Source organism: Myxococcus sp. CA051A (assembly GCF_013336705.1).
GTDB classification, from domain to species: domain Bacteria; phylum Myxococcota; class Myxococcia; order Myxococcales; family Myxococcaceae; genus Myxococcus; species Myxococcus llanfairpwllgwyngyllgogerychwyrndrobwllllantysiliogogogochensis.
The window spans coordinates 802712-828214 of the sequence record NZ_JABUMS010000002.1 but is presented as its reverse complement, the minus strand read 5'-3'; the positions used below and the strand labels follow the sequence as shown (position 1 = coordinate 828214).

General features: G+C 69.9%; 19 protein-coding genes. 12 read left to right on the top strand and 7 right to left on the bottom strand.

Going from position 1 to position 25503, the window contains the following annotated elements; genetic code table 11:
- Positions 1–69 precede the first annotated feature (69 nt).
- The 5 genes from HUA74_RS08800 to HUA74_RS08780 form a co-directional block, all read right to left on the bottom strand.
- The gene (locus tag HUA74_RS08800) at positions 70–1551 is read right to left on the bottom strand and encodes a serine/threonine-protein kinase (protein WP_254614211.1); all 1482 of its coding nucleotides are present in this window, start codon (positions 1549–1551) and stop codon (positions 70–72) included.
- A gap of 113 nt (positions 1552–1664) precedes the next feature.
- The gene (locus HUA74_RS08795; RefSeq protein WP_174454147.1) at positions 1665–1964 is read right to left on the bottom strand and encodes a hypothetical protein; all 300 of its coding nucleotides are present in this window, start codon (positions 1962–1964) and stop codon (positions 1665–1667) included.
- Between the two features lie 95 nt (positions 1965–2059).
- Positions 2060–3883, bottom strand: coding sequence for a molecular chaperone DnaK (gene dnaK, locus HUA74_RS08790; RefSeq protein WP_141642005.1), 1824 nt, complete (start codon positions 3881–3883; stop codon positions 2060–2062).
- Between the two features lie 5 nt (positions 3884–3888).
- A complete protein-coding gene (gene grpE, locus HUA74_RS08785; protein WP_174454146.1) occupies positions 3889–4782 on the bottom strand; it encodes a nucleotide exchange factor GrpE in 894 nt (297 codons plus the stop codon).
- 95 nt (positions 4783–4877) lie between these two features.
- Complete coding sequence (locus HUA74_RS08780) at positions 4878–5378, bottom strand: transcriptional regulator (RefSeq protein WP_174454145.1); 501 nt, start codon at positions 5376–5378, stop codon at positions 4878–4880.
- Between the two features lie 223 nt (positions 5379–5601).
- Between HUA74_RS08780 and HUA74_RS45515 the strand changes: the two genes are divergently transcribed.
- The 10 genes from HUA74_RS45515 to HUA74_RS46790 all read left to right on the top strand — a co-directional run bounded on the left by HUA74_RS45515 (position 5602) and on the right by HUA74_RS46790 (position 20742).
- Positions 5602–7887, top strand: a complete 2286-nt coding sequence (locus tag HUA74_RS45515) for a lamin tail domain-containing protein (protein ID WP_254624974.1) — start codon at positions 5602–5604, stop codon at positions 7885–7887.
- A gap of 287 nt (positions 7888–8174) precedes the next feature.
- Positions 8175–8618 carry a hypothetical protein gene (locus HUA74_RS08770; protein ID WP_174454144.1) on the top strand — a complete coding sequence of 148 codons (444 nt, stop codon included), beginning with the start codon at positions 8175–8177 and terminating at the stop codon, positions 8616–8618.
- Positions 8619–8809: 191 nt separating this feature from the next.
- The gene (locus HUA74_RS08765; protein WP_174454143.1) at positions 8810–9505 is read left to right on the top strand and encodes a sigma-70 family RNA polymerase sigma factor; all 696 of its coding nucleotides are present in this window, start codon (positions 8810–8812) and stop codon (positions 9503–9505) included.
- Positions 9502–10248 carry a hypothetical protein gene (locus HUA74_RS08760; protein ID WP_174454142.1) on the top strand — a complete coding sequence of 249 codons (747 nt, stop codon included), beginning with the start codon at positions 9502–9504 and terminating at the stop codon, positions 10246–10248. The genes HUA74_RS08765 and HUA74_RS08760 overlap by 4 nt, the downstream gene beginning before the upstream one ends.
- The gene (locus HUA74_RS08755; protein WP_174454141.1) at positions 10245–11978 is read left to right on the top strand and encodes a caspase family protein; all 1734 of its coding nucleotides are present in this window, start codon (positions 10245–10247) and stop codon (positions 11976–11978) included. Before HUA74_RS08760 ends, HUA74_RS08755 begins: the two co-directional genes overlap by 4 nt.
- Before the next feature lie 27 nt (positions 11979–12005).
- Entirely contained in the window at positions 12006–13940 is a 1935-nt protein-coding gene (locus tag HUA74_RS08750) for a hypothetical protein (RefSeq protein ID WP_174454140.1), read from the top strand.
- Positions 13937–15826 carry a hypothetical protein gene (locus HUA74_RS08745; protein WP_174454139.1) on the top strand — a complete coding sequence of 630 codons (1890 nt, stop codon included), beginning with the start codon at positions 13937–13939 and terminating at the stop codon, positions 15824–15826. The genes HUA74_RS08750 and HUA74_RS08745 overlap by 4 nt, the downstream gene beginning before the upstream one ends.
- 53 nt (positions 15827–15879) lie before the next feature.
- Positions 15880–17925, top strand: a complete 2046-nt coding sequence (locus tag HUA74_RS08740) for a hypothetical protein (RefSeq protein WP_174454138.1) — start codon at positions 15880–15882, stop codon at positions 17923–17925.
- A 116-nt stretch (positions 17926–18041) separates the two neighbouring features.
- On the top strand, positions 18042–19703 hold the full coding sequence (locus HUA74_RS08735) for an FAD-dependent oxidoreductase (RefSeq protein WP_174454137.1): 1662 nt from the start codon (positions 18042–18044) through the stop codon (positions 19701–19703).
- A gap of 1 nt (position 19704) precedes the next feature.
- Complete coding sequence (locus HUA74_RS46790; RefSeq protein ID WP_174454136.1) at positions 19705–20742, top strand: ATP-binding protein; 1038 nt, start codon at positions 19705–19707, stop codon at positions 20740–20742.
- Between the two features lie 5 nt (positions 20743–20747).
- Here HUA74_RS46790 and HUA74_RS08725 read toward each other — a convergent pair whose 3' ends face one another.
- A complete protein-coding gene (locus HUA74_RS08725; RefSeq protein ID WP_174454135.1) occupies positions 20748–22304 on the bottom strand; it encodes a sensor histidine kinase in 1557 nt (518 codons plus the stop codon).
- A 279-nt stretch (positions 22305–22583) separates the two neighbouring features.
- Here HUA74_RS08725 and HUA74_RS08720 point away from each other — a divergent pair, with 279 nt between their 5' ends.
- Positions 22584–23972 (top strand): ATP-binding protein, encoded by a 1389-nt coding sequence (locus HUA74_RS08720; RefSeq protein ID WP_141641992.1) that lies wholly within the window; start codon positions 22584–22586, stop codon positions 23970–23972.
- Positions 23973–24137: 165 nt separating this feature from the next.
- Positions 24138–24635 carry a hypothetical protein gene (locus tag HUA74_RS08715; protein WP_174454134.1) on the top strand — a complete coding sequence of 166 codons (498 nt, stop codon included), beginning with the start codon at positions 24138–24140 and terminating at the stop codon, positions 24633–24635.
- On the opposite strand, the gene HUA74_RS08710 is transcribed toward HUA74_RS08715, so the two are convergent.
- The gene (locus tag HUA74_RS08710; RefSeq protein ID WP_174454133.1) at positions 24622–25338 is read right to left on the bottom strand and encodes a DUF2238 domain-containing protein; all 717 of its coding nucleotides are present in this window, start codon (positions 25336–25338) and stop codon (positions 24622–24624) included. The two genes, HUA74_RS08715 and HUA74_RS08710, sit on opposite strands and share 14 nt — an antisense overlap.
- Positions 25339–25503 lie beyond the last annotated feature (165 nt).

Below are 25503 nucleotides of genomic sequence, written 5' to 3'. Positions count from 1 at the left end.
CCCTCTGCTTCGACCCAGGTGGGGCCACAAGCCTTGCTCCATCTGGAGTGAGACCGGTGCCCGCCCGAGTCAGGGCGCGGCCTTCTTCTGGGGCACGGGGCGAGGCTCCGTGTCGATGTCCTCCTGGGGAGGCCACCCCTCTGGGGGAGCCCGCACGTCGCGGGACGCCACCGGAGGCTGTCCTCCTGCCTCCGTGCGGTCCAGCCGGTTCAGCTCTCGCAGCCGGTCCGGAAAGTGCCGGGCCATCAGCCGCGACAGCTCCGTTTCCTTCGCCGGCGTGACGATGTCCAACAGCCGCTCCGCCATCTCCTGCGCGCTCGCGAAACGCGCCGTCGGAGACTTGGCCAGCGCCACCTCGAGCACCTCCCACAAGGGGCGGGAGATGGTGTCCGGCCGCGTCAGGCGCTCGTCACAGATGGCCTGCATGGACCGCAGCTCGTCCCCCCGGTCAAAAGCGCGCCGTCCGGTGAGCGCCTCGTAGAGGATGAGGCCCATGGCGAACAGGTCGCTGCGGGCGTCCAGCCGCTGCCCCCGGGCCTGCTCCGGCGACATGTACAGCGGCTTGCCCTTCACGATGCCCGGCAGCGTCATCGTCCGCTGCGCGCGGACTTTCGCCACGCCGAAGTCCAGGACCTTCACCTGGCCGTCGAAGCCCACCATCAGGTTGTGCGGGGACAAGTCCCGGTGCACCAGGTGCATCGGCTTGCCGTCCTCGCCCTTGAGCAGGTGCGCCGCGTGCAACCCGTGCAGGGCCTGCACGACAATCGCGGCTGTCTGCTCGGGCGTCAGCGGCCCCTTCTGCGCGCGCAGCAGCCGGTCCAGGTCCACGCCCCGCACCAGCTCCATGGCGATGAAGTACGCCCCCTGGGCCTCGCCGAAGTCATAGACGTGAACGAGGTTGGGGTGCGACAGCCGCAGGCCGATGCGCGCCTCGTCCAGGAACTGCTGGACGATGGCCGGTTCCGCCGTCAGGTGCGGGAGGATGCGCTTGAGGGCCACCAGCCGCCCCAGCCCCTCCGGGCCTCGCGCCCGAGCCACCAGCACCTGGGCCATGCCCCCGGTGCCCAGCGGCGTCAGCACCTCGTACTTGCCAATGCGCCCGCGCGGCACCGGCGTGTCGTCCAGCGCCAGTTCGTCCAGCCGCTCCAGGGGCCCCTGCCCGTCCATCAGCGCCAGGAAGGCCAGCACGGCCGTGTCCAGCTGCTCGCCGATGGCCTCCACCAGCTTCATCACCAGCCCGCCGCCGTCCGCGAAGCCACCCTCCACCGCCAGCCCCAGGCCGCCCAGCTCCAGGTTCCCCAGCTTCAGCCGGGTGCAGAACAACATCCGCCCGTTCTTCAGCCGGTGGGGCCCCCGCCAGCTCGCGGCCTCGAAGACGTCCGCGCCCAGCTCGCCCAACACCCGCGTCAGCACCGGCCCGCGCGTGCCCCGCAGGGACACGAAGCCCGCGGGCGCGTGCACCATGCGCGCGCACTGGGTGAGGAAGACATCCAGCCCCGCGTCCAGCGTCAGGCCGCGCTGGAGGCAGTCCTCGAGGATGTCGTCCGACATCCGATGAACCGCCACCAGGCCGCGCAGGAACGCGACCTCTGTCTCCAATGAAGGGAATTCCACGGGCCCATTACACACCCGCACGAGCTTCCCCGGAAAGTCTGGGGTTGCCGCTAGACGCGCTCGCGGTCCTTCAAGGACCCGCTACCGGACACCCGCTCGGCGGTGGCCGAGGGCAGCGGCAGGGCGCGACGGTCGTCGATGAGGCCGTGGATCTCCAGCATGTGCTCCAGGTGGGCCACGCGCGCCTTCAGCATCGCCGTGTCCGGGTGCTGGCCGAGCTGGGCCTCGCGCAGCCGGATGAACGCCTCCATCACCGGCTTGAGCGAGAAGCGCAGCGTCAACCCGAGAAAGGGGATGCCGACCGTCATCGCCACCACCGACGTAATCACCACGGCTTCGACTGGATCCATGACTCGCTACCTCGAAACGGACAGGGGGTGATTCACCTACGCGGGAGGCGCGGAGATGATTGCACGCCCCCCGTCCGGAATCCGGGGGTGCTCGTTCAGCTCGCCTGGCCGGTGTAGATGGCGTCGGCGATGCGATAGGCGCTGCCCTCCAGGCGCTGGAAGGCCTCCTTGAGGGCCACCGCGTCGGAGGTGTTGAGCATGCCCTTGAGCCGCTCCAGGTCCGTCCTGATTTCCTCGCGGTCCTTCTCCGACAGGAGGCTGGCGTACTCCTCCAGGCTCTTCTCCGTCGTGTAGATGAGGCCGTCGGCGTTGTTGCGCAGCTCCGCCAGCTCCTTCTTCTTCTTGTCGTCGGACGCGTGCGCCTGCGCGTCGGAAATCATCCCCTGGATTTCCGCCTCCGACAGACCGGAGTTGCTCACCACGCGCACCTGCTGGACCTTGCCGGTGCCCAAATCCTTGGCGCTGACGTGGACGATGCCGTTGGCGTCGATGTCGAAGGACACTTCAATCTGCGGCACGCCGCGCGGCGCCGGGGGGATGCCCACCAGTTCGAAGCGCGCCAGCGTCTTGTTGTCCGCCGCCATCTCGCGCTCGCCCTGGAGGACGTGCACGCTCACCAGCGGCTGGTTGTCCACCGCGGTGGAGAACACCTGGCTCTTCTTGCAGGGGATGGTGGTGTTCTTGTCGATGATCTTCGTGAAGACGCCGCCCGCCGTCTCCACGCCCAGCGACAGCGGCGTGACGTCCAGGAGGAGGACGTCCTTCACCTCGCCCTTGAGCACGCCACCCTGGATGGCCGCGCCCACGGCGACGACCTCGTCCGGGTTGATGCCCTTGTGCGGCTCCTTGCCGAAGAACTCCCGCACCTTCTGCTGCACGCGCGGCATGCGCGTCATGCCACCGACAAGGAGCACCTGGTTGACGTGCTGCGCGCTCAGGCCCGCGTCCTTCAAGGCAATCTTGCAGGGCTCAATCGTGCGGTCGATGAGGTCCGCGACCAGCGCCTCGAACGTGGAGCGGTCCACCGTCTCCGTCAGGTGCTTGGGGCCGGACGCATCCGCGGTGATGAACGGCAGGTTCACCTCCGTCTCCGGCGCGCTGGACAGTTCGTGCTTGGCGCGCTCGGCGGCCTCCTTGAGCCGCTGGAGCGCCATGCGGTCCTTGCGCAAATCCAGCCCGTTGTTCTGCTCGGCGAAGCGCTTGGCCAGGTAGTCGATGAGCCGCTGGTCGAAGTCCTCGCCGCCCAGGAACGTGTCGCCGTTGGTGCTCTTCACCTCGAACACGCCGGCGGTCAGCTCCAGGATGGAGATATCGAACGTGCCGCCGCCCAGGTCGTAGACGGCGACGCGCTCGGTGCCGCCGTCCTTCACCTTGTCCAGGCCGTACGCGAGCGCCGCCGCGGTGGGCTCGTTGATGATGCGCAGGACGTTGAGGCCGGCGATGCGGCCGGCGTCCTTGGTGGCCTGACGCTGGCTGTCGTTGAAGTACGCGGGGACGGTGATGACCGCCTCGGTGACGGGCTCGCCAAGGTAGTCCTCCGCCGTCTGCTTCATCTTCATCAGGATGATGGCGGAGACCTCCGGCGGGCTGTGGCCCTTGCCGCGAATCTCCACCCACGCGTCGCCGTTGGGGCTGGTGGCCACCTTGAACGAGCTGACGCTGATGGCCTTCTTCGCCTCCGGCGAGTCGAACTTGCGGCCGATGAGCCGCTTCACCGCGAAGACGGTGTTCTCCGGGTTGGTGATGGCCTGCCGCTTGGCAATCTGGCCCACCAGCCGCTCACCGGAGTCCGTGAAGCCCACCATCGAAGGCGTGGTGCGGCTGCCCTCGCTGTTGGGAATGACCACCGGCTCGCCGCCTTCCATGACGGCGACGCACGAGTTGGTCGTTCCGAGGTCGATTCCTATCACCTTGCCCATGACGCTTACTGACTCCCCCCGGAAGTGCTGTCCGACTGCTGCTCGGTCGCCTCGGCACGCGGCTCACCGTCCGGCGAGGACGGCGCCTCCGCGGACTCGGGCGGCGTGTTTGACGTGGTGTCGATGGGCGCGGGTGCCTCCGGCGCGCGCGCGACGACGACGAGGGCCGGACGCACCAGCCGCTCGTTGAGGAAGAAGCCGCGCACCACCTCGAAGGCCACGTGGCCCACGGGGACGTCCGCCGTCTCCACCTGCTGGATGGCCTCGTGCATGCGCGGGTCGAACGGCTGACCCTTGGCGCTGAAGGACTTCACGCCGTGGCGCGCGAGCGCGTCCTCGAAGGACTTGCGCGTCATCGCGACGCCCTTCTGGAAGCTGTCGATGTCGGTCGACTTGGCCGCCGCCTCGAGCGCGCGGTCCAGGTTGTCCATCACCGGGAGCAGGTCCTTGAGCAGCTTCTCCGAGCCGAAGCGCTGGACCTCCTCCTTCTCCTTCTGCGCGCGCTTGCGGTAGTTCTCCAGGTCCGCGGCGGCGCGGACCATGCGCTCCTGCGCATCCTTCGCGCGCTCGTGCGCCTCGCGCAGCCGCTCCATCGTCTCGCGGCCCTTGGCCTGACTGAATTCGACCTGCGCCTTGAGCGACTCCACCTCCTCGCGCAAGGCGGCGACCTCTTCGGCTGTCGCCGGAGTCGCCACGGGGTCTTCGGGAATCGCGGAAGACTCGGGGGAGGCGGCGAGGTCCTCGTCAGAGGCGGCGGCCTGGGGGGCCTCCACCTCGATGACGGTCACTTCGTCATCCTCCATTCGACGCTCGACGCTGCGGACCGCCGCGTCGATGACGTCCTGCCCGATTTCCGCCTGGATGCTGTCCTTTTCGCTGGAGCCGGCCACGGCGCGCACTATCTCACGCGCCGCACACCGTTCCAACTGGCGGGAACGACTGGCGGAACCCGGACCCGAGGTATGTGCGGGCGCGATTCAGGAGGAACGGAACTTCACGCTCCGGCGGTGGGCTTCTTGGCGCGGCCCATCGTCTTCTTGGACGCCGGGGCGGCCTTCTTCGCCGCCCGCCCGCCCGCCTTCTTGGCGCGGCCAATGGACTTGGTGCCCGCCTTCTTCGCGGCGCGAGGCTCGGCCTTCGGAGCCGGGGCCTCGGCGGCCGGGGCTTCGGGGGCGCTGGCGCGGGAGGCGCCCTTGGCCTTCTTGCTGGCGGGAGGCTTGGTGGTGGCCTCGTCTTCCGGATGGAAGGCGCGCTCCACGGCGCCCTCGACCTGGCGCACGGCGGTCTCAATCTTCTCCGCCGCCACCTTGGTGGTGCTGGCCGCCCAGGTGCGCAGCTGCTCCAGGCCCTCCTTCACCTTGGCCTGCTTCTCCGGGTCCTTCACTTCCTTGAGGAGCCGCTGCGCCTCGCCGCGAAGGTCGTCGGTCGTGCGCTTGAGTTCGTCACCGGTGCGCTTGAGGAACTCCATCAACTGCTTGTCCCACTTCTCGGCCATTGAGCGTGTCCTCTCGTCGGGCGGCGGCAGCCCCCCATGGTTCCCGCGACTCTCGAATATGTCACGGACGACGCGGACGGCCATTGCCGTTCCAACGCAGCGCGACTTCCTGGGGCTCCGTCCGCGTTCGAGGGTGTCATCGTCGCGCAACAGGGATTTCGCTAGAGTGTCTCGTTTCAAATGCGGGCCCGGCCGATGGCTCGCCCTGCTGGAGCCCACATCCATGTCTCTCATCCGCGCCGCCGGGACACTCGTCCTCCTGGCCTTCTTGAGCGCCTGTTCGGGAAGCCGCCACGATGACCCAGGCGGGGGCCCCAAGCTCCCCACCTCCGAGCTGACCGACACCACGGTGGGCGCCACCTATGAGGTGCACCTGACGGCCACGGGTGGCACCGCGCCCCTGAGCTACACGCTGGAGACGGAAGTGCCCCCGGGCTTCTCCTTCTATTCGGCCGACGGGAAGCTCACCGGCCCCGCCAGCGCCTCTGGAGAGTTCTCCCTCCGGGTGAGCGTGCGGGACGTGGAGAAGAGCGTGGATACGCGGACGTACAGCCTCAAGGTGTGGCCGGCGCCGGTGCTCTCCGCCGTCGCGCCGTCCGCCGCGTTCACCGGCAACGGCTACACGCACACCTTCTCGGTGGCGGGCGGGCGTCCCCCGCTGACGTTCTCCGTGGCGGAGGGTTCGCTGCCTTCGGGCCTGTCGCTGACTCAGGACGGAGAGGTGACGGGCGTGGCGGAGCTGGCGGGCACGAAGACCTTCACCCTGCGGGTGCAGGACGCCAGCGGCGTGAAGGCGGAGGGCCGCTTCTCCCTGGAGGTGAAGCCAGGCACGGGAATCCCCGATGGGGGCCCTTCGACGAGCTTCCCGCTGGCGGTAGGCAACTGGAACATCGAGTGGTTCGGCTCCCCGACGGAGGACCCGGCGGACGACGCGCTCCAGCTCGCCAACGTGCAGTCCGTGATTGGCGACGCGGGCGTGGACGTGTGGGGCCTGGGGGAGATGGTCAACACGGCGCAGTTCAACACGCTGAAGGACCAGCTGCCCGGGTACGAGGGCTTCCTTTCCAATGACCCCACCGTGACGTTGGGACCCACCTACTACTCGTTCAACGAGCAGAAGGTGGGCCTGCTCTACAAGACGGGGCTGGTGGAGGTGCGCCAGGCGCAAATCGTCCTGAGCGAGTACGAGAATGACTTCGCCGGCAGGCCGCCGTTGCGCGTGGACCTGCGCATCACCCGAGGCGTCTCCAGCGTGGACCTGACGGTGCTGGTGCTGCACATGAAGGCCATGACCGGGGCGGACGACTATGCACGGCGGCTCGCGGCCGGGCAGCACCTCAAGGACTACCTGGACTTCAACCTCCCCACGCAGAAGGTGATGGTGGTGGGTGACTGGAACGACGACGTGGACGGGTCCACCACGACGAACCCCAGCACGGGGGGGAAGTTCGACACACCCTACCGAGACTTCGTGGACGACACCGTGCGCTATGCCTTCGTCACCCAGGCCATGTCGCTCCAAGGGGTCGCCTCCACCGTGAGCTTCTCGACGTTCATCGACCATCAGCTCGTCAGCAACGAGATGCTGGCCCACTACGTCTCCGGCTCGGCCGCCGTGCTGCGGCCGAACATCCCCAGCTACGGCTCCACCACGTCGGACCACTACCCCATCATCAGCCGCTACAACTTCGGGGAGGTGCCGGAGCACACCGTGAAGCTCACCGCGCCCAACGGCGGAGAGTCATTGAGCGCGGGCGTGGCGTTCGACGTCACCTGGACGTCGGCCGGGGTGAACACGGTGCGGCTGCAGTACTCCCTGGATGACGGGCTCACGTGGAGCGACATCGTCGCGTCCGTGCCCGCATCGCCCGCGACCTACACCTGGACGGTGCCCGCGGTGGAGTCCTCCACGGCGCGGGTGCGCATCAGCGACGCGCAGGATGGCACCCTCGCGGATGTGAGCGACAACGTGTTCCTGCTGAACCGTCCGGTGCCCACGTTGTTCATCAACGAGTACCTGCCCCACCCGAACAACGTCTCGGGGACCACCACGGTGGACTTCGACAAGATGTTCGTGGAGATCCGCAACACCGGCACCACGGCCGTGGACCTGGGCGGCTACTCCATCCACGACGAGGAGTCGCGGCGGGGCGACAAGCCCGCGCGGCACGTCTTCCCCGGGGGCACGATGCTCCAGCCCGGCAAGGTCTACACCGTCTACTCCGGCGCGTCGGCGGTGCCCTCGGGCGTGCCCGATGTGGCGTTCGCCAACGGCGGCGACGGGCTGCGCTTCAACCGGGGCGTCAACACGGGCAGCTCCGGCGACACCGCCTTCCTGGTCCGCCCGGATGGCTCCGAGCAGGACAAGGGCAAGTACGGGGACGCGATCCAGGGTGTCTCCTACAACCGAAACCCTGACGGCTCGGCCGCGGGGAGCTGGGTGCTGCACAACACTCTGTCCTCATCGACCGCGTCTCCCAGAACGCGCGTCGGCGGCTCGGCGTTCTGACCGGCCGAGGGTGAAGTCCGCTCGACGCCATGACGGCGGCCCGTACCCACGGGCCGCCCGGCGTCGAGTGACTTCAAACTGAGATCTCCCCGAGGTCGGCGGCTCATGCCTGAAGACTCGGGGACGCGCCTTCGCGGCAATGGGCCGGAGTGGCTGGACGCGAACTCGGCCGCCACCTCCGCACCGTCAGGGCCTGCCTTCGCGCCGCGTCGGCGGGCCCTTCGGGCCCGGGCAGCTCCCGACGCCGCGCGCCCCCGCCCCACAACCCGCTCGATAGGAGAGACCCCATGACGGAGACACTCACGCTGTACCGCCCGGTGGGGCTGAAGGAAGCGGAGCTCGTCCTGGCCAGCGACTGTCGCGGCTTTCCTCCCCGCCTGCCGGACCAGCCCTTCTTCTACCCGGTGATGAACGCGGACTACGCGCGGCAGATCGCCCGGGACTGGAACGCCCCAGACGCCGGCTCCGGCCACGTGGGCTTCGTCACCGCCTTCGACGTGGAGTCCTCCTGGCTCACCCGCTACCCCGTCCGGACGGTGGGCGCCGCGCGACACCAGGAGCTGTGGGTGCCCGCCGAGGAGCTGGAGGACTTCAACGCCCACCTCGTCGGCCCCATCCGCTTCATCGAGAGCTGGTACGGCCTGGACGAAACCCACCGCGCCACCGTGCTCGCCCAGCTCCAAGCGGCCTGGACCCAGGTCCATCCCCACTCGCCCCTCCCCTTTTCTTGAGGCCGGCCCAGAAATAGTTCGAGGGCATAAGACCGCGTCCCGACAACTATTTCTGGGTCGTGCCGCAAGGAATTCGGCGCCTCTTCGTTGACGTGGACAACCCAATTCGCGAGCAAGCTCCGTATCCCTTTCAAGGGTGACGGCTGGTCGGGCATTGGGCTCGAGCCGGCTCGCGTGGTGTCGGAGAGACCGTGCTGCCAGGCAATGACCGCTCCGTCCTGGAGTCCTTCCGTCGTGGGGATTCGTCCGTCCTCACCCAGGTGTACCGCGCGTATTCGCCGGAGGTGCTGCGCTACCTCTCGCGACGCTTCTCCGTGGGCCCGGATGGTGGGGCCACGCGCACCGTGTCCCTGTCCGCGCTGGACCTGGACGCGGCCCATCAGGAGACCTTCGTGCGCGCGTTTCGTCCCAACATGCGGCAGGCCTATGACGGGGTGCGGCCCTACCTGGGGTTCCTGCTGACAGTCGCTCGCTCGACGGCCATCGACCTGATGCGCGCGTCGGGACGGGTGTCCCGGGAAGCCGTCTCGCTGGACGAAGCACCGGAGCTCAACCAGTTGCCCAATGAGGGGCGCAGCCCGGAGGAAGAGGCGCTCGGCACCGAGGTCCGGACGCTGGTGCGCCGCTTCCTGGAGACGCAGTCCGAGGAAGGTCGCGCGCTGGCGCAGCTGCGGTTCGTGGAGGGGCTGTCCCAGGAGACCACCGCCGAGCGACTCCGACTCACCCGAGGCGAGGTCCGCGTGCGCGAGCGCAAGCTGCGCACGCAGTTCACCGAGCACCTGAAGTCCTCCGGCTGGCTGGAGACGACGGCCGAGCCTGGAGGCCTGGAGCTGGGCGTCCTCTTGGCCACCCTCGCCCTGTGCGCGATAGGGAGCATCCCATCATGAGGTGGTACGAGCGACACATCGACGCCAGCCTGCCGCGCTGGGCCCAGGGAGAGCTTCCCCCTGCCCAGGCCTCGCGACTGCTGCGCCATGCCCACGTCTGCCACCGCTGTGGCCCCCTCTACGAGCGCTGGGCCCAGGCGCACCGCGCGCTGGAGGACTCGCTGGACGCGCCCTCCTCCATGGAGCGGTTCGCGTTGACGGAGGGGGGACTGGAGGCGGCGCTGGCCGCGGCGGAGCCCCTGGCCGCCCCTTCACGGTGGCCGTCGATGATGGCGCTCGCGGGCGCGCTGACCGCCGTCGTCGCCGCCATGGTGCTGTCGCCCGCGCTGACCGACGAGTTCCGCGCCCGAGGCCTGGGCACGCCGCCGCCCGGCGTGGCGCTGCGCATCTTCTGCGCCACCCCGGGTCAGCCGCTGCGGGAGCTGCACTCGGGTGAAGCCTGCCCGGCGGGTGCCATGCTGGCCTTCGCCGCGGGCGGGCAGGCGCCGTACACGCATATCGCCGTCCAGGTGCGCGGCACGCAGCGCGCGGAGCTCACCGCCGGCCCCTTCCTCCTGTCCGGTGCGCCAGGCAAGGAGGCGCCCCTCGCGTTGACGGTGCCGCTGCCGGAGACGGTGGGCGAGGCGGAGGTGACGGCTGCGTTCGCCGACAGCCCGTCCGCGGCCCTGGCGGCCTTGCGTGGTGAGGAGCAGGGGGGGGCAGTGGTGCTCAAGCAGGCCCTGAGGGTAGAGGAAGGTCCATGAACAAGCTGGGAGTGCTCCTCGGGGTCGCCGCGCTCTTCGCCGCACGCGACGCCTCGGCGGATGCCCTGGTCCGCCGCGCGCTCGTGATTGCCCACAACGGCAGCGACGACCCGTCGCTGCCCGCGCTGCGTTTCGCTGACGATGACGGCGTGCTGTGGGCGGAGACCCTCCAGCGGCTGGGGGTGGAGACGACGCTGCTGGTGGACCCGGACGCCTCCACGCTCGCGGGCGCGCGGCCGGTGCTCGCGGGCGCGCGGCCTCCCACGCCCGACGAGGTGAAGCGCGAGGTGGCCCGGCTGCGCGCCGCCAGCCTCGCCGACGACGAGCTGGGCCGCGAGACGGACGTGCTCGTGGTGTACGTGGGCCACGGCAACACGGACGAGGCGGGCCGCGCCTACTTCACCCTGGCGGGAGGCCGGCTGGACAAGGCGAGCCTCTACGCGGACGTGGTGGACCCCCTGGGCGCCGACTACGTGCACCTCATCGTCGACGCCTGCCGCGCGTCCGGCGTCGTGGGCAGTCGGGGTGGGCAGACGGACGCGGCGGTGCTGGCGGAGCTGCGCGGCATGCTCGCTCGCGAGCAACTGGCCACCCGGCCCACCGTGGGCGCCGTCTTCGCGGAGAGCGACGATGGAGAGACCCACGAGTGGTCCCGCATCCGCGCGGGCGTCTTCAGCCACGTGGCGCGCTCGGGGCTCCTGGGCGCCGCGGACATCAATGGCGACGGACAGGTGGAGTACAGCGAGCTGGGTGCCTTCGTCTCCGCGTCGCTGCAAGGCGTGAAGGGCCTGCCGGCGCGGCTGAGCATCCACGCGTTCGCGCCCACCGGAGCACCTCGACGTCCCCTCGTCGGCCCGGCCCCCAGCGGCCCCAGCCTCACGCTGTCCAGCGGCTTCGGTCACTCGCGCCTCTCCGTGGAGGACTCGGACGGACGGCGACTGGCGGACGTGCGTCGCTCGGAGGACCAGTACGTGATGCTGCGGCTGCCGGAGCGCGACGTGTACTGGCTGCGCACGCCCACCAGCGAAGCCCGCGTCACCCTGGCGGAGCTGTCCCAGGAGCTGCTGCCGGACCTGAAGCCCCGCGAGCTCCAGGAGCGCGGTCCCGCCGAGGAGGCCCTGCGCCGGGGCCTGTTCGCCGTGCCGCTCGACAAGGACTTCTATGACCAGTACGTGGTCGCCGCGGGTCTGGTGCCGGTGGACTTCTCCCGCGCCTTTCCTCCAGCCGCGGGCGGCGGCGACTTCGTGTCCCGGCGCTTCGCGATGGCCACCCCCTCCGCCTTCTCCGCGTGGGAGGTGGGCCTCGTGGGGCACCAGGCGCCCCTGGGGCTGAGCAGGTTCTCCACCGGCCCGAGCCTCTCCTGGCGCGGTGACACGTGGCCGCACCTCTACTACGGCGCGCGCGCCACCTACTCGCTGATGCCGGTGGCGTTCGAGGGCATCCGCACGCACCGCACCACGGTGCAGGGCCTCTTCGGCCTGAGGGATGGGGAGCGCACGCCGCTGTTCCTCGAGGCGGGACTCGGCTGGGGTGTGCTGGGGGTGACGTCGCCGAACAAGCGCATGTGGGACCCGACGCTGCTGACGACTCACGCGGCGGCGGGCGTTGCGGGGCGACTGCTGGGACTGAAGCTGCGACTGGCCGCCACGGCCTCCGCGGACCGCGTCACGCTGGACGGTGACGACAGGTGGGACCGGATGTTCGGCATCGAGCTGGCGCTGAGACGCTGACACCGTGCGGCCCGGGGGAGAGCCTTCGTGATGCGACCTGTCTGGATGACGCTGCTCGTGCTCACCGTGGGCTGTGACGGAATCGACCTGGAGCAGCTCGTCCGTCAGCACAATCCCCTGTCCCGCTCCGAGCCCGAAGCCCCTGGCGAAAACTGCGAGCACGGCGGACGGCGCACGCTCACGGGCCTGGACCTGGACGACGACGGCGTCCTGGACGACGCCGAGGTGAGCAGCACCTCCTACGACTGTGCCCTGGCACCGCCGCGAGTGCTGGTGGTGACGCAGACGCTTCCTCCGGGGACACCCTGCCCGTTGGGCGGCCAGCGCTTTCGCGCGGGCCTGGACGTGAATGGCGACGGGCAGTTGGAGGACGCGGAAGTCACGCAGGAAGTCGTCACCTGTCGGGATGCGTCCACCGTGGTGTACCGCGTGAGCGACCTGGACTCGTATCCCCTCGCCTGCGACGAGGGGACGTCCCTCCTGGAGGCAGGGCCGGACCTGGATGGCGATGGCGCGCTGGGGGACACGGAGCGCCGCGCGCAAGCCATCGTCTGCGCTCCCGCGTCGATGGTCCGCGTGCGCCCGCAACCCGAGCCGCCCGGAGCCCGCTGCGCCTCCGGTGGCACGCGCCTCAACGTGGGCACCGATACGAACGGCAACGGCACACTCGAGGACTCCGAGGTGGCCACGCGCACCTACGTGTGCCTCTCCGAAAACACGTTCACCGGCGACTACTATCTGCGCGACGCGGTGGACCTGGAGGTGCTGCGCTCCCTCTCCCGCATCCAGGGCTCGCTGAACATCCAGGACACCGCGCTGGCCGAACTCGTCCTGCCATCGCTCACCGCGGTGGAGGGGCCGCTGTACGTGGGCGGCAACACGGCCCTGACGCGTCTGGAGATGGACGGGCTGCGCTTCGTGGGCGGCGACATCACCGTCTACGCCAACCCGGAGCTGGAGACGCTGACGCTCGGTGGCTCGACGGAGCAGGGCGCCCTGTGGGTGGAGCGGGACTTGTCCGTGCAGCAGAACCCGCGCCTCGCCAGCCTGGATGGGCTGAAGAACGTGAGGCCCCGGGGCAGCCTGGCCTTGTTCGACAACGACTCGCTCACCCTCCCTGCCTCGTGGAACCTCACGGAGCTGCCCGGCTCGCTCGATGTCATCGGCAACGCGAAGCTGACCCGACTGCCCTTCCGCGTCCTCAAGCAGGTGGGTGGCTCCATCGCCATCAATGAGAACCCAGCGCTGACCGAGCTGGAGCTGACGCAACTGGAGACGGTGGGCAACACCCTGACGCTCCGCCAGAACGGCTCGCTGACCGACCTGTCGGGCCTGCCCGTACTCCGGACGATTCAGGAGGGGTTCTACGTGACGGACAACGACGCCCTGGTCTCCACATCGGGGCTGGGCGAGCTGCACAGCGTGAGCTGGCTGTCCCTCGCCGACAACGACGCCCTGACGGCCTGCGACTTCCCCCGGCTGACGGCCATCCACGGCCGGTTCGACCTGACGCGCAACAAGGCGCTGACGCACCTGGGGACCTTCCCGGCCCTGTCCTCCCTGCCGCGACTGGCGCTCTCGGAGAACGACGTGCTGAACGACGTGTCGGGGCTGGGCAACCTCCGAAGCATGGAGGAGCTCGAGGTGACGGGGAACCCGACGCTCAAGCACCTGGATGGGCTCTCACACCTCAAGTCGCTGACGAAGCTCAAGGTGGACTCCAATCCCGCGCTCGAACGACTCGGGTTGGGCGGCCTCCTGGAAGTGCGCCAGACGCTGGACATCGTCTGGAACACGGCGCTGCCCACCTGTCTGGCCAACACCTTCGCGGACCGGGTGTTCATCGGAACGGAGCGCGACATCCGGGGCAACGACGACACGGCCACCTGCGCGACGCCGGTGCTCCCTGTCGGCGATACAGCAGCGCAGGGCGCGTGGGCCCCCCAAGGAAGCACTCGATGAGATGGTCATGGCTGGCGTTGCTGCCCCTGGTGATGGGCTGTGAAGCCCTCCGGTTGAGCGAGCTGTTCCCCGCGCTCTCCCGCACCATCGTGGAGCCTCCGGGGGAGCGCTGTCCCCTGGGAGGACGGGTGATGTTCGTGGGCACGGACCTCAACGCGAACAGCGTGCTCGACGACGACGAGGTGACGAGCACCGAGGTCCAGTGCGCCATCGTCCCCGACCTGCTGGTGATTGTGGAGCCGGTGCCCTTCGGGACGCGGTGCCTGGGAGACGGCCAGGTCACCCGCGCCGGGCACGATGCGAACGGGAACCACACCTTGGACCCGGAGGAGGTCGCCCGCGAGGTGTACACCTGCTGGAAGGTCTCCGACGCGCCCATCCTCTCCCGCGTGCGCATCCCCGAGCCGCCCCCGAGTTCCTGCCCCGAGCCCACCAGGCTCACCCTCGTCGACACGGGGCCCGACGAGAACGGCGACAAGAACCTCGACGACGACGAGGTGCGGACCACCCTCTCCCTCTGCGCGCAGGAGCCCCAGCTCCTGGTGGAGCTGGACTGGGAGCCGGCGGGTGAGAAGTGCGCGGCGGGCGGGACTCGCGTCTTCGCGGGCATGGACCAGAACACCGACAGGGTGTTGGACGCCTCGGAGGTCCTCGCCTCCAGCTTCATCTGCCGGGACCGGAACACCTTCGAGGGCGACTTCCTGGTGCGGAACGACACGGACCTCGCCGTGCTCCAGGGCATCGGCCGCATCCGAGGTACCCTCCAGTTCCGGGGCGGCGGTCCGTCGCTCTCCCAGGTGAGGGTGCCCTCACTGGAGGTCGTCGATGGCGCCGTGGTCATCGAAGGCAATCCCTCCCTGACGCGCATGCAGTTGCCCGGCTTGCGCTTCGTCGGACAGGGGCTGGAGATTCGCGGCAACGACATGCTGGAGACGCTGGAGGTCGGCGGCGCGAGCGGCGAGAAACTGTGGGTGACCACGAATCTGGCCGTCGAGTCCAACGCCCGGCTGACGAGCCTGGACGGCCTCCGGTTCGTGGTTCCTCGCGGCGGCGTGCTCCTGAAAGGCAACGCGGCGCTCACGCACGCGCCCGAGAGCCCGGGGCTGCATTCCATCCAGTTCCTCGAGGGAGCGTTGACCATCAGCGCTCACGGCACGCTTCCGAGGCTGCCCCTGCCCAACCTGGTGCGAGTGGCCGGGGACGTCGTCATCGAGGGCAACACCCACCTGGTCACGCTCGGGGGGACGAAGCTGGAGTCCGTGGGTGGAAACATGCGGGTGAAGGGCAACCCCCAACTGCCGAACCTCATGGGACTGTCGTCACTCCAGGTCGTCTCCGGCGAGCTGGAGGTGAGCGAGAACGCGGGGATGCTCAACTCCTACGGTCTCTTCTCGCTCCGGCATGCGGGGAGCATCACCTTCGCCCGCAACGACGCGATGACGGTGTGGGGGGACCTGCCCGAGCTGCGGAGCGTGGCGACGGGCATCTCGGTGGACTCCCTCCCGGAGCTCAAGACCCTGGGGGGCCTGATTCCACTCGTGAACGGGCCCTGGCTCTCTCTCGACAACAATCCCAAGCTGACCGCGCTACATGGGCTGGCGAACCTGGAACACCTGCGGGGGCTCTCGGTGCGGCGCTGCGACGCGCTCGGCAACCTGGGTGAGCTCGCGAAGCTGCGCACCATCGAATCGCTGATGGTGGAGGACAACGCCAACCTGACCCGCCTGGGGTTGGACACGGTGCAGGAGGTGTCCAGCTACCTGTCCGCCCAGCGCAACCCGCGGCTTCCCACCTGTCATGTCCTCGAGTTCGTGGGGCGCGCCTACACAGGCACTCCCGGCGTGCTCTTCGTGGCGGACAACGACGACCAGGCCACCTGCCCATGAGTCCATCTGGTGGGGACAGCGCGCGCGACGAGAAGCGACAAAGAGGAACTCCGATGCGATGGACCTGGGTTGTTCCGCTCTTCTTGCTGGGGGGCTGCGATGCGATTCGCCTCGGCGACTTCCTCGAACCCCACGCGACGCTCATTCGCAAGGAGCCGGAGCCCGCGGGCGAGCACTGCGAGCATGGCGGGGAGGCGATGCTCGCGGGCCCGGACGCGAATGACGATGGGCTTCTGTCCGACGACGAGGCGGACAACATCCAGTACTCCTGCGACAAGGCGCCCCCACGAGTCGTGCAGCGCACGCGGGAGGAGCCGGCGGGCACGCATTGCGAGCACGGCGGTCGCCGGGTGGAGTCGGGCATCGACACCGACCTGGATGGCGTGCTCGGCGACACCGAGGTGACGGCCGCGGAGTACGTCTGCGCCACGACCTTCCCAGGGGTCTTGGTGCGCACGCGGAGGGAGCCCCGGGGCGAGGCGTGTCCGCTGGGCGGCCAACTGACTCACGCGGGCAACGACACGAACCAGGACGGCATCCTGTCCGACGACGAAATCACCCGCGCGGTCTACGGCTGCCAGGAGCCGGACACGGTGCTCACGCGCGTGGTGGGGCTCGGGACGCGCGAGGACAGTGAATGCGGCTCCTCGGACGTCTACGCCGTGGAGTCGGGACCCGACCTGGACCAGGACGGCACCCTCGACGACGACGAGCTTCGCGCCTCCACCCGCATCTGCAGACCGCCGGGGAGCATCCTGACACGCCAGCACGCGGAGGCGCCCGGCGTGAACTGCATCGCTGGCGGCGTGGCCGTGGCCTACGGCGGAGACGAGGACGGGAGTCTGGTGTTGGAGGAACTGGAGGTCCTGGGCCGGCAGTACGCATGCCGGTCCGCCGCCACCCATGACGGCACCTACGAGCTGCTCGACGCCACGGACGTCGCCGCGCTCCAGAACATCTCCCACATCCGAGGAGGGCTCATCATCTCCTCACAGGTGGCCACGGAGGTGGTGCTCCCCGGGCTGGAGTTCGTCGAAGGCTCGGTGGACATCCACGACAACCCGCTGCTCGTGCGCGTGGCGCTCACGGGGCTTCGCTTCGTCCGGGATGACGTGGTCATCGCCCGCAATCCGCAACTGAACTCGCTGATGTTCGGCCCCGCCTCCTTCCCCCCGAGCCGCGCAGTCCAGGTGGGCCGGAGCCTGAGGGTGGAGCAGAACGCCCGGTTGTTCTCCCTGGCGGGAACGGGCGCCCTCACCCCTCGACAGGGCCTTGAAATCACGGACAACGCCATCCTCGAAGGCGCGGGGACCTTCAGTTTTGTCGAGAGCATCACAGGCACCGTGAGAATCACGGGCAACCCAGCGCTGAGAGACGTTCCACTGCCGCAGGTCGCCCTCGTCGGGGCCCTCCACATCGTCGACAATCCCTCGCTCCTTTCGCTGGCCGGGCTGCGCAAGCTGCGGACCATCCCGGGTGACGCCTCCCTCGTCCGCAATGAGGCGCTGGAAGACACCGCCCTGCTGGAGAACCTCCAGACCGTCGGCCGGGAGTTCGTGGTGTCGGGAAACCCTCAGCTCAAGCGCCTGGAGCTGCCCAACTTCTCCCGGGTGGGGGGCTTCACCCTCGAGAACAACAACAACCTGTCCGTCCTCGGCCCCATGCGGGCCTTGCGGGACGTGGGTCCCTACTTCCGCGTCATCGGAAATCCGAGGCTGTATCAAGTCACGGAGCTGGGCTCCCTCCAGAGCATCCGCGGCGAGCTGGTCATCACCAACAACCGGTCCCTGATGGACCTGTCGGGCCTGGAACGATTGACCATCGCCAGCAACCTCTACGCGGATGGGAACACGAACCTGCCGACCCTCGTCGGGCTGAAGGGCCTGCGCGAGGTGGACGGCCTGACGGTCCGGGACAACCCCAGCCTCACGGAGCTCCGGCTCGACTCCCTGGCCCAGGTCCGCGTCGGCTTCATGGTCACCGGCAACACGTGGCTCCCCTCGTGTCGGGCCACCCTGCTCGCGGAGGCCGTCCACACGGGCGCCCTCGACGAGCGCGTCATCGATAGAAACGACGAGGCGGCCACGTGCCCGCCGTAGCCCGCCTCGCGGGCGCTCGCTGACGCCAGGGCTCCGGGCGGCCCGCGCACGGCCCGTCCGCCCGCCTGGAGGACCTGCGCTGTCCGGTGCGTTCTCTCCCAAGGGGAGCGAACCGCATGGCCAAGCCCGTCATCCTCGCGGTGGACGACGACACGGAAGTGCTGCGCGCGGTGGAGCGCGACCTGCGGCGGCAGTACGGCCGCGAGTACCGCGTGCTGAGCGCGGACCGGGGTGAGGCGGCGCTGGAGACGGTGCGTCAGCTGCGGCTGCGCGGAGACCCGGTGGCCCTCTTCCTGGTGGACCAGCGCATGCCAGGCATGTCCGGCGTGGAGTTCCTGGAGCAGGCCAAGGCGCTCTACGACGAGGCCCGGCGCGTGCTGCTCACCGCGTACGCGGACACGCAGGCCGCCATCCACGCCATCAACGAAGTGCACCTGGACCACTACCTGCTCAAGCCGTGGGAGCCTCCCGAGGAGCGCCTCTATCCGGTGCTGACCGACCTGCTCGAGGAGTGGTGGGCGCACCACCCTCCGACGTTCGAGGGCATCCGCGTGCTGGGCAACCGCTGGGCGCCTCGCTCCCATGCGCTGCGGGACTTCCTGGGCAGCAACCAGGTGCCCTACCAGTGGCTCGACGTGGAGGTCAGCGACGAGGGCCGGCTGCTGCTGGCCCAGGCCGGTGGCGCGGCCGTGGAGAAGCTGCCCCTGGTCCTCTTCCCGGACGGCACGCGGCTGATGGGGCCTTCCACGCTGGAGGTGGCCGAACGCATCGGCCTGAAGGTCCGCGCCACCAAGCCCTTCTACGATTTGGTCATCATCGGTGGAGGACCCGCGGGGCTCGCCGCCGCCGTGTACGGAGCCTCCGAGGGCCTGAGCACCGTCATGGTGGAGCGCAGCGCACCGGGCGGACAGGCGGGCACCAGCTCTCGCATCGAGAACTACCTGGGCTTCCCCGCGGGCCTGAGCGGCGGAGACCTGACCCGGCGCGCGGTGGCGCAGGCGGCGCGCTTCGGCGTGGAAATCCTCACGCCCCAGGAGGTGAGCGGCCTGCGCGTGGAGGACCCGTACCGCATCGTCACGCTGGCGGATGGGACGGAGCTGAGCTGTCACGCGCTGCTGCTCGCAATGGGCGTTCAATGGAAGAAGCTGGAGACCCCCGGCATGGAGGCGCTCACCGGCGCGGGCGTCTACTACGGCTCGTCGCGCACGGAGGCGGTGTCCTGCAAGGAAGAGGACGTCTACATCATCGGCGGCGCCAACTCGGCGGGACAGGCCGCGCTCTACTTCGCGCAGTTCGCCCGGCAGGTGACGCTGGTGGTGCGCGGCGACTCGCTGGAGCGGGGCATGTCCCACTACCTCGTCGAACAGGTGCGCTCCCTGCTCAACGTCACCGTGCTGCTCGACACCGAGGTGACGCGCGTGGAGGGCGGCGCCCACCTGGAGCGCCTCACCCTGGCCACGCGGGGACAACCCGAGCGCACCGTGCCCGCCAGCACGCTGTTCGTGATGATTGGCGCCGTGCCCCGGACGGAGTGGCTGGACGGACTGGTGGCCCGGGACGCGCGCGGCTACGTCCTCACCGGACCGGACCTGATGCCCGGAGGCCAGCGCCCCAAGGGCTGGAAGCCGGACCGTCCACCGTTCCTCCTGGAGACGAGCGTGCCGGGCATCTTCGCCGCGGGCGACGTGCGCCATGCCTCCATCAAGCGCGTGGCATCCGGCGTGGGCGAGGGCTCCATCGCCATCTCCTTCATCCACCAATACCTGAGTGAGGTGTGACGTGTCCGCGGACGTGAAGGAGCCCCAGGAGCGTCTGCGATGCCTGGAAGGCACGCTGCTGCGCCAGGAGAAGCTGGCCGCGCTGGGCCGCCATGCGGCGGGGCTGGCGCACGAGATGAACAACCCCGCCTCCGCGGGCCGCCGCGCCACCGAGCAGCTCACCGTGGCCATGGACGCGCAGGAGGACCTGTCCCTCGCGCTGGAGCGCTGGAAGCTGACGGAGGAGCAGCGCGTGCTGCTCCTGCGCACGTGCCGGCAGAGCCAGGGCCGGGGCGCCACGCGGGACCTGGACCCGCTGACCCGAGGTGACGCGGAGGACGCGCTCGCGACCTGGATGGATGAACGCGGCGTGGTGAACGCGTGGGACCTCTCACCCACGCTGCTCGACGCGGCCATCGGACAGGAGAAGCTGGAGGCGCTGGCCCAGGCCCTTCCCGCCGACGCGCTGCCGGACGCGCTCGCGTGGTTGGAGGCGATGGTGCGCACGCGGGCGCTGCTCGCGGAGGTGAAGCAGAGCACCACGCGCCTGGCGGAGCTGGCCGGCGCGGTGAAGTCCTATACCCATGCGGGCAAGGAGCAGCTCGAACCCGTGGACGTCCACGAGGGCCTGGAGAACACGCTGCTGCTCCTCAATTACAAGCTGAAGCACGGCGTCGAGGTGAAGCGCGAGTACGACCACGACCTGCCGCGCGTCCAGGCCCTGCCCGGCATGCTCAACCACGTGTGGACCAACCTCGTCGACAACGCCATCGACGCCATGGGCGGCAAGGGCCACCTCACCGTGCGCACCGCGAAGGACGGTGACTTCCTGCTCGTGGAGGTGGTGGATGACGGGCCCGGAGTGCCGCCGGAGCTGCTGCCGCGCATCTGGGAGCCCTTCTTCACCACCAAGCCCATGGGCGAGGGCACGGGCCTGGGTCTGGACATCACCCGCCGCGTCGTCGTGGACCGACACCATGGCGACGTGCGCGTGGAGTCGAAGCCCGGACGCACGTCCTTCCAGGTCCGGCTTCCGCTGAAGACACCTCCGCCGGGGTGACACCGCTACGCGCCGCGCAGCTCCTCGAGCTCCGGACGCGGCTGTGGAGAAGGCGCACGCGGACGCGCGGGCTCGGGGATGAAGGCGCTGTCGAGTTCGAGGGGCAGGCGGACCCGGAAGCGCGTCTCGCCCGGCCTGGAGGTGACGACCACCTCGCCTCGGTGCAGCGTGGACACCACGCGGTGGGTGATGCTCAGCCCCAGGCCCGTGCCCTCGCCCACGCCCTTCGTGGTGAAGAACGGGTCGAAGACCCGCGGCAGCACGTCCTCGGGGATGCCGGGGCCGTCGTCCACCACCTCCACCTCCACGTGGTCCCCGTCGCCGCGCGTGCGCAGCAGCAACGTGCCCCCGCCGTTCTCCTTGATGGCGTCGGCCGCGTTCTCGATGAGACTGGTCCACACCTGGTTCAGCTCCGTGCCGTACGCGGTGATGGGCGGCAGGCTCCGGTCATAGTCCCGCTCCACGCGCACGCCGCGCAGCCGATGCCCCAGCACGGCCAGCGTGCTCTCCAATCCCTCGTGGACGTCCACGCGCTGCAGCGGCGCTTCATCCAGGTACGTGTACGCCCGGGCCGCGTTCACCAGCGCGGCGATGCGTCCCCCCGCCTGCCCCACCTCTTCGAGCAGCACCGAGATTCCCCGCGTCGCGGCCACCCAGCGCAGCGTGCCCTTCAGCACGTCGCCCTGCAGCGACTCCAGCTCGTGCTCCAGTCGCTCGAGCGACAGGCCCGACTCCACCAACTCCGGCGCCAGCACCCACGCGTCCTCCACGCCGCGCGCGCCCAGCCACCGCGCGAGCGCGTCCTCCGCGTCTCCCCGGTCCAGGGGACTGCGGGAGACGGGCTCCAGCGAGGCGCGAGCCTCCAGCGCCCGCACCTGGGGCTCGGACAGCGTGCGGCAGTCCAGGGACAGCGCCAGCGAGGGCAGCTCTCCCAGCCGCTCCCCCAGCTCGCGCACGCCGCGCATCACCGCCGACACGGGGTTGTTCAGCTCATGGGCCAGCCCCGCGGCCAGCGTTCCGAGCGACGCCAGCTTCTCCTGCTGGAGCGAGATGGACTGGAGCGCCTTCATGCGCTCGGCCATCTTCCGGAGAATCTCCCGGTTCGCCGTGGGGCACTCCGCGAGCATCTGCCAGAAGGCCTTGTGACTGAGCCGCACCAACCGGCAGTACGAGAGGGCACGGCTGCTGGCGAGGAAGCGCTGGCCGAGCAGCAGCGGCACCTCCCCGAAGAACTCTCCGGCGCGGAACACGGAGACGAGCGTCTCCACGCCTCCCACCGTCTTGGTGATGCGCAGCTCCCCCTGCAGGATGAGGTAGAAGGCAGCGGGTTCCCCTTCGTGGCCCAGCCACTCCTGGGGTTGAAGCTCCACGTGCGTGGACTCGCCGCGCAGCCACTCGGCCTCCTCGGGGTCCACGTCGGAGAAGAGCGAGACGGTCCGCAGCTCCGACAGGAAGACAGCCGCCGCGTCGCCTTCCTCCGCTCCTGCCGAGGTGGGCGGAGTGCTCACCGGCGACAGACCCGGGGCCTCCGTGCGCGGATGGGGAGCGGCGTGCGGCTCCATGCGGAGCTCCTTCCTGTCAGGGTTCCCCCAACATTGCGCCCCGTCCGCGAGTCTCGCTTCCCCACATGCTCCGTCGTCCGCCACCCTGCCGGACATGCGTCGCGCGGGAGCGGACAGCCAGGCGGTGGCCGCCTGCTCCCAGTCGGGTGAGGCCCCCCTCGAGCCCCAAGGCGCCGGGCGCCTACAGGGCTTGCATCCCACGGTCCATGTCGATTCCGGGTCCACGGGGCCATCCGGAGATGGACACCCTTCCTCGGACCCAGGCAGCATCGAAGGGACATGGGAAGCGAGGACATCGTCACAGCGCTGCGCCGGGTTTCACTGTTCTCCCGGCTGGGCGACGAGCAGCTCCACTGGGTGGCCAGTCATGGGCGCCAGCTTCACTTCGCCGCAGGGACTCGAGTCGCCGCGCAGGGAGACCCCGCCGACGGCCTGTCCGTCATCCTCGAGGGACGCACGGTGTGGTCCCGCCGGGTGGGAGACCAGGACGCCCCCACGGGCACGCTGGAGGCGGGCGACATCTTCGGGGAGCTCATCCTCTTCCTGAACTCCCCCTATCCCACCACCGGCCATGCGCAGACGGACGTGCGCTTGCTGAGGTTGGAGCCCGCCGCCTTCTGGGAGCTCTTGCGGCAGGCGCCCTCGCTGGGACGGGGGCTCATGGAGGTGGCGGCCCAGCGCACCCAGCCGCAGGAAGTGGTGTCCACGCAGCAGCCCGGGCTGCTGACGCCCGGGCAGATGGTGGCGGGGCTCGCACCGGAGCTGGGCAACCCGGCGACGGCGGCGAACCGGAGCGCGACACGACTGCGCGACACGCTGCGCCTGGTGTCCGCTCGGGCCATGGCGCTGGGGCAGCATGGCCTGTCCTCCGCGCAGCGTGGCGCGTTGCTCGCACTGCCTCGCGAGGCCGCCGACCGCGGCCGGGCGACTCCCGCGCTGGAGCCGCTCGCGCGGACGCGGCGCGAGGAGGACGTGGGCGCGTGGCTGGAGATTCGCGGCATGACGGACGCGTGGGACGTCGCGCCCGCGCTGGTGGCGTCCGGGCTGGACGTGGCGTGGCTGGACTCGGTGGCGCACCGCGTGGGCGAGGCGCTGCTGCGCGACACGCTGTCCTGGCTGGTGGCGGCGGTGAGCGGCGACGTGCTGCTGGCGGAAGTGGAGCGCGGCAGTGCCCGTGTCTCCGCCCTCGTGGAAGCGGTGCAGGCGTACAGCTTCATGGACCGGGCACCGGCCACGGAAGTGGACGTGCATGACGGCCTGGAGACCGCGCTGGGCGTGTTGCGCCACCGGCTGGACGGCGGCCACGTCACCGTGGAGCGACAGTACGAGCGGACAGCCCCGAAGCTGAGCGCGGAGGGTGGCGCGCTGGACGAGGTGTGGACGCAGCTGGTGTTGAACGCGCTGGAGGCGCTGGGTGAGCGCGGCGGGACGCTGAAGCTGCGCACCTGGACGGAAGCCGGTCAGGTGGTGGCGGAGGTCGCCGACGACGGGCCTGGGATTCCCAGGGACTTGATGCCGCGCATCTTCGAGCCCTTCTTCAGCACGAAGCCGCACGCGGCGGGGCTGGGGCTGGACATCAGCCGGCGCATCATCGAGCGGCACGGCGGTGACGTGCGCGTCCTCTCCGAGCCGGGCCACACGCGGGTGCAGGTGCGGCTGCCGGTGTAGCGCTCCGGGCGGGTGTCCTGCGGAGCACGCGCGGAGCATCCACCGGGAGACGGAAGACCTGTCCTCGACGCTCGCGAGCGTCGTGCCGTGCACGCCCGCGTGGGGGGCCCTCTGGTTCGCGAGGGGCCACGCGGGTGGAGTGCTCTCCAGTCAGGGGAGCAACTCATGTCCGGCGAAATCCAGGGCGCCTGGTTCAAGGCCATCCTCGGCGCGATGACGGCAGCGTCTTCGCGCTTTCCAGCGCACCAGCGCACCATCAACAGCATGCGTGACGACACGTGGTACGCGTGGGAGGACTACGTGCGCATGACGGGGGAGCTGCACGCGGCGCTGGGAGACAGGGCGGTGGAGGCCATCGCCCAGCGCTCGGCGATGCGCACGCTGCCGCTGGCTCGGGCGAAGGGCTTCGACTCGGTGGAGAAGGTGTTCAGCGACTTCGACTTGGTGCTGCGCGCGCTGGTGAAGGACCTGCCCGCGACGGACAGCACGCGCACCGTGGCCTTCATGCCCCTGGCGGCGGAGCTGGAGAGCGGCTCGCGCCTTCCCGCGCCGCTGCTCTTGGGGACGTTCCGCGGCTTCCTGATGGGGTTCGGGAAGATAGTCACCGAGGCGAAGATGACGCCTCGGCACACCGTGCGGCGCTACTCGCTCAAGTGGATGTGAGCTTCGCGCGCGCCACCAGTCGCTCCACGCTTCGCAGGTGGGCACGGCCGAAGAGGGCCATGGCCAGGGTGGCGCCGCAGAGGGCGAGGAACATGTCCCACTGCGCGTCCCAGATGTCGCCCTGCGAGCCGAGGAACTTGTCGCCGCCCTCGGGGTCCAACACGAGCGCGGCCCACCACTCCAGCAGCTCGTAGGAGGCGCTGATGGCCAGCGCCACCGAGCCGGTGAGGAAGTTCAGCCAACCGCCGCGCCGCAGGGGCGTGGCGCGCAGCAGCACCTCGCGGATGATGAACGCGGGGAAGAAGCCCTGAACGAAGTGCCCCAGCCGGTCATAGGGGTTGCGCGACAGGTGGAAGGTGTCTCGCGCCCAGTCGCCCAGGGGCGTGAGGGCATAGGTGTAGTAGCCGCCGTACGTCAGCACGAGCACGTGCAGGAAGACGCAGACGTAGACCCAGCGAGACATGGGGAAGCGGCGGAAGGTGGCGGCCAGGACGACCATGCCGATGAGGCCTGGGCCCACTTCGAGCAGCCAGTTGAGCGGGCCCTCCGGGCTGAGCAGCAACGTGGCGATGAGAATGGGAGCCAGCACGCCGGCGAGCACCAGCGGCACCCGGGCTTCTTCTCGCGTGCCGCGCACGGGAGCGAAGTACGGAGCGACGAAGTCGGCGGAGGGCGTCGAGGACAGGGGAACCGCGGGCTGCATCAAGGGGCCTCGTCTCGGGCGTGCCCGGATGTGAAGGCCGGGCCGCGCACAGCATCGCATGTCCCCAGCGGAGGCGTGCTCGCCCCATGCGTGCCGGCACGGCATGACACGAACGGCCTCGCTTCGCGAGGCGACACCGTGAGAGTCGTATCGGACGGGCTGGCA